At 63.1% G+C, this 12,593-nt stretch carries 12 protein-coding genes; 6 read left to right on the top strand and 6 right to left on the bottom strand.

Annotated elements, in window-relative coordinates; genetic code table 11:
• The first annotated feature begins 94 nt into the window (after window positions 1-94).
• The 3 genes from HQ354_RS05500 to HQ354_RS05510 all read left to right on the top strand — a co-directional run bounded on the left by HQ354_RS05500 (window position 95) and on the right by HQ354_RS05510 (window position 2,369).
• Window positions 95-1,039, top strand: a complete 945-nt coding sequence (locus tag HQ354_RS05500) for an iron-siderophore ABC transporter substrate-binding protein (protein WP_222634303.1) — start codon at window positions 95-97, stop codon at window positions 1,037-1,039.
• An 80-nt stretch (window positions 1,040-1,119) separates the two neighbouring features.
• Complete coding sequence (locus HQ354_RS25860) at window positions 1,120-1,533, top strand: GntR family transcriptional regulator (protein WP_157105435.1); 414 nt, start codon at window positions 1,120-1,122, stop codon at window positions 1,531-1,533.
• A gap of 44 nt (window positions 1,534-1,577) precedes the next feature.
• On the top strand, window positions 1,578-2,369 hold the full coding sequence (locus tag HQ354_RS05510; RefSeq protein ID WP_068431737.1) for an SDR family NAD(P)-dependent oxidoreductase: 792 nt from the start codon (window positions 1,578-1,580) through the stop codon (window positions 2,367-2,369).
• A 12-nt stretch (window positions 2,370-2,381) separates the two neighbouring features.
• Here the strand turns inward: HQ354_RS05510 and HQ354_RS05515 are convergent, their stop codons facing one another.
• On the bottom strand, window positions 2,382-2,744 hold the full coding sequence (locus HQ354_RS05515; RefSeq protein WP_068431740.1) for a hypothetical protein: 363 nt from the start codon (window positions 2,742-2,744) through the stop codon (window positions 2,382-2,384).
• Between the two features lie 128 nt (window positions 2,745-2,872).
• Here HQ354_RS05515 and HQ354_RS05520 point away from each other — a divergent pair, with 128 nt between their 5' ends.
• Window positions 2,873-4,297 (top strand): MFS transporter, encoded by a 1,425-nt coding sequence (locus tag HQ354_RS05520; RefSeq protein ID WP_068431743.1) that lies wholly within the window; start codon window positions 2,873-2,875, stop codon window positions 4,295-4,297.
• A complete protein-coding gene (locus HQ354_RS05525) occupies window positions 4,294-4,695 on the top strand; it encodes a MarR family winged helix-turn-helix transcriptional regulator (RefSeq protein ID WP_068431746.1) in 402 nt (133 codons plus the stop codon). Before HQ354_RS05520 ends, HQ354_RS05525 begins: the two co-directional genes overlap by 4 nt.
• 9 nt (window positions 4,696-4,704) lie before the next feature.
• On the opposite strand, the gene HQ354_RS05530 is transcribed toward HQ354_RS05525, so the two are convergent.
• The 5 genes from HQ354_RS05530 to HQ354_RS05550 form a co-directional block, all read right to left on the bottom strand.
• On the bottom strand, window positions 4,705-6,600 hold the full coding sequence (locus tag HQ354_RS05530; RefSeq protein ID WP_068431749.1) for a carbohydrate-binding domain-containing protein: 1,896 nt from the start codon (window positions 6,598-6,600) through the stop codon (window positions 4,705-4,707).
• A gap of 437 nt (window positions 6,601-7,037) precedes the next feature.
• On the bottom strand, window positions 7,038-8,648 hold the full coding sequence (locus HQ354_RS25485; protein WP_068431752.1) for an HNH endonuclease signature motif containing protein: 1,611 nt from the start codon (window positions 8,646-8,648) through the stop codon (window positions 7,038-7,040).
• Between the two features lie 43 nt (window positions 8,649-8,691).
• Window positions 8,692-9,660, bottom strand: a complete 969-nt coding sequence (locus HQ354_RS05540) for an arabinofuranosidase (protein ID WP_068431755.1) — start codon at window positions 9,658-9,660, stop codon at window positions 8,692-8,694.
• 69 nt (window positions 9,661-9,729) lie between these two features.
• Window positions 9,730-10,164, bottom strand: a complete 435-nt coding sequence (locus HQ354_RS05545; protein ID WP_068431757.1) for a DUF6069 family protein — start codon at window positions 10,162-10,164, stop codon at window positions 9,730-9,732.
• 226 nt (window positions 10,165-10,390) lie between these two features.
• Window positions 10,391-11,839 carry a glyceraldehyde-3-phosphate dehydrogenase gene (locus HQ354_RS05550; RefSeq protein ID WP_068431760.1) on the bottom strand — a complete coding sequence of 483 codons (1,449 nt, stop codon included), beginning with the start codon at window positions 11,837-11,839 and terminating at the stop codon, window positions 10,391-10,393.
• 249 nt (window positions 11,840-12,088) lie between these two features.
• On the opposite strand from HQ354_RS05550, the gene HQ354_RS05555 reads away from it, so the two are divergent.
• A complete protein-coding gene (locus HQ354_RS05555) occupies window positions 12,089-12,586 on the top strand; it encodes a pyridoxamine 5'-phosphate oxidase family protein (RefSeq protein ID WP_068431762.1) in 498 nt (165 codons plus the stop codon).
• The last annotated feature ends 7 nt before the right edge of the window (window positions 12,587-12,593 follow it).

Raw genomic sequence — 12,593 nt, forward strand, 5'->3', positions numbered from 1 at the left:
CGGCAGCGTCGTCGGACCCAGAATCGGACGGTAATGTTACGCTGCCCTAACTTCAGACATCGGTAAGGGGCAGCAGTTGCGGATTCACACGTGGATGGCGAGTACGAGCATAGGGTTGCTGGCGGTAGCACTGGTGTCGTGCAGCGCCGACACCGATCGAGACGCGTCGAGCGACGGTTCCGTCACCATCGAGCACATCTTCGGCAGCACGACGATCGACGAGACGCCGAAACGCATTGTGACACTCGGGGTTTCCGATGCCGACGCAGCCATCGCCCTCGGCACGGTCCCAGTCGGCAACACCGGCTACTCGTTCTACGAGACAGGACTCGGCCCATGGACCGACGAGGCGGTCGGTGACGCACCGCTCACCCTGATCGACTCGGACTCCGAACCGAACCTCGAGCAAATTGCCGAACTTGCTCCAGATCTCATCGTCGGTATCAACGCCGGTTTCGACGAGGACGTCTACAGGAAACTCTCCGACATCGCGCCGACGATCGCGCGCCCCGCGGGCACCGCGGCGTACACGGTCAGCAGGGAGGACGCGACATCCACCATCGCAACCGCCCTCGGCGTCCCTGAACGCGGTGACAAATTGAACCGCGAGACAACCGAATTACTGAGCCAGGCCAAGTCGGACCATCCTGAATTCGCAGACATGACCGGCGTCGCCGTACTCCCCTACGACGGTCAGTACGGCGCGTTCCTGCCAGGAGACGCACGCGGGCAGTTCCTGAACTCGCTGGGCCTCGACACACCCGAGGCCATCACCAGCCAGGACACCGGCGACAGCTTCTTCGTCCCCGTGTCGGCGGAGAACATCGGAATGCTCGACGCCGACGTCGTCCTGTTCCTGAGCACCGACCAAAACGTCGACGTCGTCGCCGAGAACCCTTTGTTCGGTACTTTGCGTGCGGCCCGACAGAACAACGTCATCGCGACGTCGATCGATCAGCGCGGGGCGATCACGTACAACTCGGTCCTGTCGATTCCCTACGCCATCGACACGTTGGTTCCGCGGATCAACACGGACTGATCGCGTACACGGCGGCGCCGACGACACGCCTGCAGCTGAGGCGTTTTTGATGGATTCGAGGCTGTCGAATTCTGCCCCTGGTGGCCCAGAATGTGAGTTACTTCGTTGTCGGCGCTATCCCGCCCGGCGAAGCACGAGGGCTACCCGGGGAGGCGACAGCAATGGAAGAACACCTGTCTCCGACGACTGCCGAGTCGCCAGGCACCGGTGCTGTCGACACCGTTGCGAGTCGGACCAACTCGTCTGCGATGCCGACCTGGGTTCATTCGATCGCCCTGCGGCACTGGCATGCCGTACCTGTCTATTTCCAGCTCGCGACGCAACTGCGAGACCTACACGAACAGGGCGTCATCACTGCCGGCGAACAGCTTCCGCAGCTGCACAGGCTCGCGTCGTGGGTCGGCGTCGGCAAGAAGACCGTTCGCTCCGCCGTCGCCGTTCTCGTGGACGACCGGTTACTGCACCGCAGCGGTGACGATTTTCGCTTCGCCTAGATCCGCAACTCGGGTAGCGCGCCCCGGGTGAATACAGTGAATTCATGCAGCCTCACTCCGACGACGACACCGCTACGCGCACCGCTCTGATCACCGGCGCATCTCGGGGCATCGGCAGAGCAACCGCCGTTGCGTTCGCCGCAGCAGGCTATCGCGTCGCGGTGCATTACTCGTCGGCATCCGCAGCTGCCGAGGAAACGTTGGGACTGCTCGACGGCTCAGGCCACATCGCGGTGTCCGGCGATCTCGCGTCGACGACGGCAGGACCCGGCATCGTCTCCGGCGCTGTCGATCGACTGGGCAGGCTCGACGTACTCGTGAACAACGCGGCAGTCGGCCCCACCGAGCAGAACCGTCATCGCATCACCGAGGACACGTTCGAGCAGTGGGAAGCGGCCTGGCGAGACATGGTGCAGGTCAACCTGATCGGCACCGCGCACCTCTCCTGGGCCTTCGCGCGCCACCTCATCGACAGCGGCCGCCCCGGGGCCATCGTGTCGGTGGGATCGCGCGGCGCGTTTCGTGGCGAGCCTGACTACCCCGCATACGGCGCCGGCAAGGCCGGACTGCACGCGTTCAGCCAGTCGATGGCAATTGCTCTCGCACCGCACGGCATTTCGGTGACTGCCGTCGCACCCGGGTTCGTCTCCAGTGAACGCCAGCTCGGAAAGCTGAACGGACCCGCAGGCGACGAGATCCGAAGCCAGAGCCCGTTCGGTCGAGTCGGTACCCCAGAGGAAGTCGCATCGACGATCGTTCATCTCGCCTCCCCCGAGGCGGCGTGGTGCAGCGGAACGGTCGTCGACATCAACGGATCGTCGTACGTTCATCCCTGAGCCAGGGATGCTCTACCTCGGAGACGTCAACTGCGCGCGAATCGTCACCGCGCCGTCCGGATCGCGCGTCGCCACGGCGTGCGCGTCGTAAGTGCTGTCCCCCAGTGTCAATCGCATCGGCGCACCTTTTCCGAGGAAGTTGCGCCACCAGGTCTTCGCGTCGGGCATGACGCACCCGATCGTGACCGTGTCGCCTTCTCGCCTGTAGCCCACGACGAGAGTGAACTCCTTGCCGGACTTGCGCCCGGTGTAGGTGACCTCCGCCATCGACTCCTTCAGCTTCGCGCCGACCGGTCCACCATGCCGAAGCAGCGGGACGACGCCCTTGTTCACCACGTTCGCAACCGTCCGAAAGATCTGCCCGCCGTCCACCATGGTCGACTCCCTCCGTCGCCGCCCAAGGGTACCGACATGCGGGAAATCCGGCACCGGGACTTGCATGTAGAGCCCAACTAGTTTCATACTTCAGCTAATAGTTGTAGTACTACAAGTATTGGACGCACATGACCGACTTGACGAAGCGGCACCGCTATCTGGTGTTGGCAATCTGCTGCATGAGTCTGTTCCTCGTCAGCATCGACAACACCATCGTGAATGTCGCGCTGCCCTCGATCCGCACCGATTTGAACGCGTCGGTCTCCGGACTTCAGTGGATCATCGACGCCTACACACTCGTCCTTGCTTCGCTCCTCATGCTCGGCGGTTCGAGCGCAGACCGATTCGGGCGCAAGAGATTCTTCATGATCGGCACCGCGACGTTCGTCGCTGGTTCGCTGTTGTGCAGCATCGCGCCGTCGCTCGCCTGGCTGGTCGCGTTCCGTATGGTGCAAGCCGTCGGTGGCTCGATGATGAATCCCGTTGCTATGTCGATCATCACCAACACCTTCACGAATCCGAAGGAACGTGCAGGCGCCATCGGCGTGTGGGGTGGCGTCGTCGGGATCTCGATGGCGGGTGGTCCACTGATCGGCGGGGCGCTCGTCTCGTCGGCCGGGTGGCAGTCGATCTTCTGGGTCAATGTTCCGATCGGGCTCTTTGCACTGTTCGCGACCTGGAAATTCGTGCCCGAATCCAAAGCCGCACACGCCCGCCGTTTCGATCCCGTCGGCCAGATTCTCATGATCGTTCTGCTCGCGAGCGTGGTGTTCACGATCATCGAGATCCCGAGCAAAGGATTGTCGTCGACGCCCATCCTCCTGTCTGCATCGGTGGTCGTGCTGTCCCTGATCGGGTTCTTGTACGTGGAGACTCGACAGAAAGAACCGCTGGTCGAACTGGGTTTCTTCCGATCTGTTCCCTTCTCGGGTGCGACGATCATCGCCGTCTGCTCGTTTGCGTCCCTCGGCGGATTCCTGTTCCTCAACACGCTGTACCTGCAGGACGTACGTGGATATTCACCGCTGCACGCCGGGCTGTACACGTTGCCCATGGCGCTGATGACGCTGATCCTCGCGCCGATCTCCGGACGGCTCACCGGATCTCGCGGCCCCCGAACATCGTTGGTAGTGGCCGGAATCGGATTCATCGTGTCCGGAGCACTGTTGACTCGACTCGGTCCCGACACACCGTTCGTGTGGCTTGCGCTGCCGTACATCGTGTTCGGCATCGGATTCGGAATGGTCAACGCGCCGATCACGAACACAGCGGTATCCGGAATGCCGCGCAGCCAAGCAGGCGTCGCGTCGGCAATCGCGTCGACCAGTCGTCAGGTCGGACAGTCTCTCGGTGTTGCTGTAGTCGGTTCGATCGTCACCGCCGGGATGGTGGGTAGCTTCGCAGACGGCTTCGTCGACGCGGCCCGCCCCGCCTGGTTCGTCCTCCTCGGCGCCGGTGTGGTCGTACTGGCGTTGGCGGTGGTGACGACGGGAACCTGGGCGCGAGCCACGGCGGAACGCGTCGCCGCACGGGTGCCACAGGAGGTGGCGTGAGCACGGAGGACGTTTGGCGCGACATGCGCACGTTGATGTTCGATGTAGCCGATCCGCACGGCGCCGTCGTTGCCGCAACGGGCGTCAGCTTCTTTCGGTGCAAGCTGATGCGGCGGCTTCAGGCCGGCCCGATGTCTGCTGGTGCGCTCGCAGAATTACTGGGATCCGATCCTGCCTACGTCTCGATCACCCTACGTGACTTGGAAGCCCGCGGATTCCTCGTGCGCACGCAGGACCCGGAGGATCGTCGTCGACGATTCGTCGAACTCACCGACGAAGGACGTGACATCGCCGCGCGGGCCGACCGTGCCCTCGCCACGCCCCCGGAGTCGTTCTCGGCCTTGTCCGACGACGACCTCGCGAGCTTGGGACGAATTCTCGCCACACTGCTTGGATAGGCCCTCCGATCAGCGCTGCTGCTGACACCCGCTGTCGAACATCGTCGCCATCTGGACATCCGTCGACGTGAATGTCGGTGCGAGGTAACGCAACTTACCGATCAGCGACTTGGGCAGCGCGTCGAGCGACATCGGATACGTGGAGCCGTCGTCGGGGCTCTGCGCGTAGATCGCGAAGTTGGCGGCACCGTCTGCGTTGAATCCGCCGTACGTCTGCAACGCCTTGGCCACCATCTTCTGGAACGGTGTCAGCCCCAGCGTGTCGAGATTCAGATTCGGGTCGAGCTGAATCCTGACCCCTTCCGGGACGCCACCGGACACCGTTCCGTCCGAACGTGTTGCCGGATAGAAGAATTCCGACGAGTTGTTGGGTATCGCGAAACGCAGCGCGTGGTCGATGACGCCTGCCCTGACGTCCTGAGGGGTGATCATGCCGGCGACGTACGACAGTTCACCACCCGAGTGCGCCGGCCCGCTCGCGTGTGCACCCGATCCCGTGTATGCCGGGTAGCTGGCCTGAGCGATTGCGGTCTTGTTGCTCGCATTGAACGCTTGGAATTCGTACAGGCAGCCGTTGCTCTCGTCGATGATCGACAGATGCGCGTCCGCGTCCGGCGTCGGCTTGTACGACGACAGGTACGGAACAGTGATCGTCTTGTTCGAATTGGTCACTCGCACAGTGGTCGTCGGCGTGCCTGCGGGCGCCTTGTAGATGCCGGTGCTCCACTGCGACGAGTTCACGTTGATCGCGTTGTTCCGGGAGTCGTTCGCGACCATGGTCCGCCACGTCTCGCTGTTCGGATGCACGATCGCATTGGATGGAATCGGCTGGTTCCAGAAGGAATTGGCGGCGAAGTAGTTGCCGTTGTTCGAAGCCGGACTCGTTCCCGCCGGAGTGATCGAAAAGTGCTGGTGCCCATTCTTCGTCGGGTTCGACACCGCGACCGAGACCGTATGAAGTCCGGCGGTGACGTTCGTGGTCGTGTGGTAGCGCCCCCAGGTCTGATTGGGCCAATAGTCGATCAACGACTTACCGTCGATCTTCGCCTGCACTCCGACGAATCCGGTTTGAGCGTTGACGTTGTAGGTGCCCGACGTCGGGAAGTTGATGGAGCCGGTGTAGAGAACCGAAAAGTTACCTGCGTTGACGCCCGGGGCGGGAGACTGTGCGTCCCAGGTGTTTCCGACCGAGTACTCGCACCGACTCGTCACCGGCGTGCCAGTCGCGGTCAAGTTGTTGTAATACGCCGCGAGGTACATGTTGACTCCGCATTTGCCGGTGTCGACGGGCGGCGTGGTGGTCGGCGGCGTCGTGGTAGTCACCGGCGGCTTCGTCGTCGTGGTCACCGGCGGCTTCGTCGTCGTGGTCACCGGCGGCTTCGTCGTCGTGGTCACCGGCGGCTTGGTGGTTGTCGGGGGTTTGGTTGTCGTGGGGGCCGCGGCGATCGCGGTCACCGAACCGATGTATGCGTTACGGTCACACAACGATCCGTATCGGTAATCGTTGGTGAATGTGATTGCAACAGAGTGGCTTCCAGCTGGGAGCGCCGTCTTGATCGTGTAGTTCGCCCAGATCCCGGACAGTGTCGCGGTGCCCACCGCTTTGCCGTCGACGGCGACGGACACTTTGGCCGCGCCCAGGCAACTGTCGCCGCGCGCACGGAGCGTCAGTCCCGTCGCCGACGGGGTGGTCATCTGAGCCGTCGCGGTCGACTGGGACCACATTCCCAGCGTTCGCCCACCTGGGGCAGCACTCTCGTCGAACACCGCGCCGGACGTCGACGGCGACAGCACGAAGGCAGGCGCCAGCGCGACAGCGTCTTGGGCCACGGCGTGCGGCGATCGAATTACGGCGCCGGCCACCAGGGACAAAATTGCGATAGGGACGAGCGCAAAACGGTTCATCTATCCGCCTCGGTAGGAATACCCCAATGGCATCATGAACCCCAGTAGTTAACAATAGACACAGAGTTTGTCTTGGCGCACGTATGGAACCGACTGGTTGCTCTTCGGCGATTAACCGACAGATAGCTTTTTTCGCGCGAATTATCCCGAGATACGTAGGTCATGGAATCGCTTGGCGTGCTTAGCAATACGAAATACTTCGACGGTAGCAGGCCGAGACCGAACCCTGAAGGGTTTCGCGTGCGCGTCGATGTCGCGCTCTAGGCACCCGTACAGCAGACACGGCGCCCCCGCCTCGACGGACTACCGCGACCACGTCTGGCCCTGCACCGGGTTGTTTGTCCGATGCAGGGCTGGTGTGCAGTGGTGTGCGGCGACCGGTTTATGTCGGGTCGTTCTGCTCCGGGCACCCGTTCTGCTCCGGACACCTGGTCTGCTTAGGGGGCTTCGGTTCGAGGGCACGGGTCGTCGGAACGGGTCGACGCTGGCGGGTGGGATGAATTCGGGGTGCCGGTCGGTTCCATCACCACTTCCCAATCGGAGTGGTGCAGTATCCGGTGGTGGTATCCGCACAGCAGGACCAGGTTGTCCAGGACCGTCGGTCCGCCATCGATCCAATGCTGAATGTGATGCGCTTGCGTCCACGCCGGGGGTTGCGTGCAGCCGGGGAAGGCGCATCCGTGATCGCGTGCGACGAGTGCTCGACGCTGTTTGCGTGAGGCGAGCCGTTCGGAATGCCCATGGTCGATCGGCACATGATTCTGGTCGAGAAAGATCGGATGGAGGATGCAGTCACAGGACAATCGGCGTGCGGTCGTGACGGTGACCGGCCCGGTCCACGGCACCCAGCCGACACCGGCGTCGTCGATCAGGTCACGGTAGAACGAGGTATCGCGAACACGTTCGTTCCTGGGCCCAGCATCGCCGGCCTCATCGAACTGCTGTGTTTGATTGAATTGCTGGGCCCAGGCGGTCCAGTGGTCGGCTTCGTTCCAGGTATCGCTGTAGGACAGCAGCTTCACCCGCAAGTCTGCGGATGCGGCCGGGTCCCAGCCCCCGGTGATATCCCAATCAGCGGGGGTATCGCGTCCGGTCACCCGGGCGATTGCATCGTCGGCGAGCAGTCGGTGGAGTTCGTTGTCCCGCGCGGCGTTCCAGTGATGTGGGTGTTCTGCGGGTTCGTCGTCGTAGCGTTCGTGTGGTTCGTGGTCGACGTGGTTGCGGGTGCGGTGGATGTCGGCGAGGTGATCGGCGCGGATGTGCAGGTTGATGTGCGGCTTCTCCCCGCCCTCGGTCGGTCCTGTGCCCGAGGCGAGGTAGCGTTCGACGAGTTCGGTGAATCCGTCGGCGCGGCGTTTGGCCGGGGTACGCGGGTCGGGGGTGCCGTCGTGCGCGGGAACGGGTTTCGACAAGGCTGACAGTGCGGTGAGGAATTGTTCTCCGGTGGCTGCGTCGAGGTCGGCTTTGACCGCGACGCGGCCGTTCAAGGTGGTCGAGGCGTGCAGGGTGTTGCGGTCGAGGTCTTCCGACGGCGGCGGGTCGTCCGAGTCGAAGATGTGCTCGAGAGTCTTGATGCCGTCCCGGACGACGTCGCGGCTGGCGCGGGGACCGGTCGCGGCGGCGACCAGGGCCGCCAAGGCGGGTTCCATCGCTTCCTCGGGCATGTTCGCCGGCGGCTTCTCGCAGAAGTTCAGCAGCATCACTGCCAGATCGATGGGCATCGATCCGGTGTAGAACGCGTCGGCGACGGGCTTGTGGTGTTTCAGTCCGCGGGCCAGGGCGAGGATCCGGCCTGCTGCGGTGTTGTCGAGCAACGTCGACGCCACCAGCCACGGCCGCACAGTCTTGAACCCGAGGACCTCGGCGGGAACACGATCGTCGATCGCACGCACCAGCCGGATCCGTTCGATCTCCAAATCCTGAATCTTCTGCGACAACGCGACGGCATCCTGAAGAAGCTCCCGCTCGGATCTGCGCCACGTCTCGTCCGACAAATCGCCGGTCACAACACCGGCATTCATCTCGATCGTGTCTGCGTCCCCGCCCATGAACCAAGACTATAGAACAGATGTTCGAATCGCAAGGCTTCTGTCAGGCGGGTTCTCTCAGCACGCCCACGTGCCTGACCGTTCCGGACAACCCCGGAAGCTCGTTCACCGGCGACCAGGTCCGCATCCCGTCCGAGCTGTCCGAGTAGAGGTACCTGTTCTCGGTGTACTTGTCGAGATAGATCCGCCAAGCCCCGTTGGGCAGCTGAACCACCGCAGGCCCTTCGACGAACGACCCCCAGTTTCCGGGCGGCACGAACGTGTAGGGCCCGGCCAGGGACGGCGAGACCGCATGTTCGACGACCTTCGTCGTTTCGTTCTTGGTGAACGCGTGATAAGTGTTCCCGACCTCGACGACCGTCGTGTCGATGTGGTCCGCCCCGATCCCTGCCAGCGGTACCGGGAAACTCCACGCGGTGAGCGACGGATTCAACGCCGTCATCAGGTAGGGCACGAACCCGCCACCCGTCGACAACGAGACGATGACATTCACGCTGCTGCCGTCGACGAACCACTCCGGCGCCCACGCCTTGGTGGTGAACGGCGACAACGACGGGCCGTCCGACGACCCTGCAGATCCCGTGAACCCAGGCAGACTCGCGGAACCCGTCCCATCCCCTGTCCCCGGCAAGAATGCACAGCAGAACGGAACCGGGTAGTTCCCCATCGGCGTCCAGCTGACGCGATCGACGCTGCGCGCGAAACCGATGGTTGCCCCGCTGCCGGTCGTGTACGTCAGGTAGTACGACCCGTCGGTGTGCCGGAAGATACTCGGGTCACGCACCAGCCCCGCCTGCGGCCGGAACGCACCGAGCTGCACGGGCGCGAACTGCGTGCCGTCTCCGGACTCGTACACGTCCATGTCACGGTCGTTCGTGTTGCTGAACGCCACCATCGTGTATCTCCAGGCGGACGGTTCGGCGCCACCGATCCCCTGCCCCGAAACAAGCAAGGCGACGACGGCGAGCAGTACGAGACCTATCGAAAAGCGGGACCCCCCGGTCTTGTTCACCGAAGCAGTATGGCTGAAAAGCGCTCGGTACGGGCGGGTTCGGGCAGGGTGCTCTTCGCGATCGTGCGATCAACGCCGCGGATCCACAAGGCGTCGACGCATCGCTTCCAATCCGAAGAACACGACGGCGGCGATGACGACGTGCATGAGCGACAGCATGACCGTGGAGGCTGCGTCGAAGTCGGCCGAGATGGTCATTGCAATCGTGGCCAGTGGCGCGATCACGCCGACGACCTGAGCCACCCGCACGACACCGACCCATCGCAGCGACACGAGCGCAGCCAACCCCATGCCGACGACCATCGGCACGACCGTCAACATCACTACACCTCCGGGCGCGACGGCCATGGTCTCGCCGGCGTCTGTCAGTTCGAACGATCCGCCTGCAGCGAGTCCGATCAGCCACAGCACGAGGTTGGTCGCGAGCGCGGCAAGCACCGAGAAAAGAACTGCCTGCCACCGAGAAAGCGACAGTGAACGAGTGGTCGAAGCCGAAATCGCCATGATTGGGTCCCGTCGTTGATGGGTTGCATCGAACTTGTCGACGGATCCGACTTGGCGCGACCGCGGAACTCATCGGACACCGTGAAATCGCGCGTAGTCGGATGGACGGATGAAGGCATCCTCACGTTCGGTCGTCGCCACTGTCCAGACGGGCCTAGTCGATCTGCTTCGTAACGACGAACTCCCCGCACACCCGGCTCGGGCGTGCGGGGAGCGTCGGGCACCGTCAGTTGTTCGACGCGACTGCCGGATAGATCGGGTACTCGATGCCCGACAGGTACTGCACCGTACGCACGACCTGGCTGGAGTAGCCGAATTCGTTGTCGTACCAGACGTAGACGATGGCGGTGTCGCCGTCGACGATCGCAGCGTTCGCATCGACGATGCACGCGGCCCTCGAGCCGATGAAGTCGCTCGAGACCGCGTCGGTTGCCGCCGTGTAGTCGAGGTTGCGGCTCAACGGGCCCGTCAGCGATGCGAGCCGGAGCGAATCGAGCACCTCGCCCTTGGTGCTCTCACGCTTCAACTGGAGATTGAGGATTGCGACGGAGACGTCCGGTGTGGGAACGCGGATCGAATTTCCGGTGATCTTGGCCTTCAGCTCGGGCAGCGCCTTCGCGACGGCCGACGCTGCACCGGTCTCGGTCAGTACGAGGTTGAACGGCGCGGAACGTCCACGACGGTCCGCGTTGTGGAAGTTGTCCAGCAGGTTCTGGTCGTTCGTGAAGGAGTGGACGGTCTCGACGTGTCCGCGCACGATGCCGAATGCGTCGTCGAGCGCTTTCAGCGGCGGGACGATCGCGTTCGTGGTGCACGACGCGCACGAGAAGATCTGTTCGTCGGGGTTCTGAGTCAAGTGGTTGACCCCGTGCACGATGTTCGGGACGTCACCCTTGCCGGGGGCAGTGAGCAGAACTTTGGCGATACCGGGACGCAAGTGCGCGGACAGCCCGTCGCGGTCGCGCCACTTACCGGTGTTGTCGATCAGAATCGCGTCGTCGATGCCGTGTTCGGTGTAGTCCACACCCGACGGGTCGTTGCTGTAGATGAACTTGATGACGTTGCCGTTGGCGATCAGCGCGTTGTTCTCCACGTCGATCTTGATCGTGCCGTTGAACTTGCCGTGAACCGAGTCGCGTCGAAGGAGCGACGCGCGCTTGGCCAGGTCGCCTTCCCCGCCCTTGCGCACGACGACGGCTCGCAGATTCAGCCCTCCGCCCGATCCCGACTTCTCGATCAGCAACCGAGCGACGAGGCGACCGATCCGGCCGAATCCGTAGAGCACCACGTCACGCGGCCCGGCGTGCGGCTCGTCGGGGTCAGCGCCGGTGACCTCAGCCAGTTGTTCTGCTGTGAACGCGGGGACCGACAGTCCACGATCGTCGGCGTGGTACGCCATCACCAACAGAGCGAGATCGATCTTCGACGGCCTCAGATCCAAGTCGGCCAGTGCCTGCAGGAACGGGAACGTCTCGTCGACCGACAACTCCTCGCCGCTGATCTGCCGAGCGAAGCGGTGTGTTCGAAGAATGCTGATCACCGACTTGTTCACCAGCGACCTGCTGTGCAGAAGGATCGTCACATTCTTCGCGCGATGCAATGTACCGATGATCGGGATCATCGACTCTGCGATCGCTTCCTGGGCATTCCAACGGGCGAGTTCTACTGAGGACACGAGGACATCCTAGGTTCCCCGGATTTCGCCTCGCCGTCGCATCCTCGAAACGTACGAGCGGAACATACTCGGGCGTCCAAGCTGTCCGCACGCAGTTCGACCGACCGGAAATCCTGAATCAATTCAGTCGGAATCGGCTGTTGCCGTGTGAATCTGCGCCTGAGCGAACCGCTGCACAGACGAACGAATCGAGCCCGACGGTGTCGAGGTGGTGTTTCCTTCAAGCTCGAGACGGGTAACTGTGGCGGCATGACTTCCACCGACGACCACACAGCCGGAATCACGAAGGTTGCCGAGCTGATGAGCGATTCCAAGCTGTGCATGTTCACGACCGTCGGCCGCGACGGGCATTTGCTGTCTCGACCGATGGCGTTGCAGGAGACGGAGTTCGACGGCGACTTGTGGTTCTTCGCCCGCAACGGTTCACGCAAGGTCGAGGACATTCGTGCCGACGATTCGGTGAACGTCGCATTCCAATCCGGCACTGCCTGGGTGTCTTTGTCCGGCAGCGCGGAGATCGTCGTCGACGATGTCGCGAAGAAGAAGGATCTGTGGAACCGAGCTGCGGCCGCCTGGTTCGACAACGGGCCCGAGTCCACCGAGGTCGTGCTGATCAAGGTTCGCGCGGAGGGTGCAGAATATTGGTCGGCGCCGGGTTCGAAAGTCTCCACACTCATCGCCTACGCGAAATCCCGCATCACCGGCGAAAAACCGGATGTGGGAAGCAATGACACCGTCGACCTCTGACCGAAAG

The organism is Rhodococcus sp. BP-261 (assembly GCF_019835205.1).
Lineage (GTDB): Bacteria > Actinomycetota > Actinomycetes > Mycobacteriales > Mycobacteriaceae > Rhodococcoides > Rhodococcoides kyotonensis_B.

Bases quoted from the DNA above. Each gene is read 5' to 3' on its own strand.
- HQ354_RS05510 (WP_068431737.1), top strand. From the start codon at position 1,578: ATGCAGCCTCACTCCGACGACGACACCGCTACGCGCACCGCTCTGATC.
- HQ354_RS05530 (WP_068431749.1), bottom strand. From the start codon at position 6,600: ATGAACCGTTTTGCGCTCGTCCCTATCGCAATTTTGTCCCTGGTGGCC.
- HQ354_RS05545 (WP_068431757.1), bottom strand. From the start codon at position 10,164: ATGGCGATTTCGGCTTCGACCACTCGTTCACTGTCGCTTTCTCGGTGG.
- HQ354_RS05515 (WP_068431740.1), bottom strand. From the start codon at position 2,744: ATGGTGGACGGCGGGCAGATCTTTCGGACGGTTGCGAACGTGGTGAAC.
- HQ354_RS05500 (WP_222634303.1), top strand. From the start codon at position 95: ATGGCGAGTACGAGCATAGGGTTGCTGGCGGTAGCACTGGTGTCGTGC.
- HQ354_RS05520 (WP_068431743.1), top strand. From the start codon at position 2,873: ATGACCGACTTGACGAAGCGGCACCGCTATCTGGTGTTGGCAATCTGC.
- HQ354_RS25485 (WP_068431752.1), bottom strand. From the start codon at position 8,648: ATGGGCGGGGACGCAGACACGATCGAGATGAATGCCGGTGTTGTGACC.
- HQ354_RS05555 (WP_068431762.1), top strand. From the start codon at position 12,089: ATGACTTCCACCGACGACCACACAGCCGGAATCACGAAGGTTGCCGAG.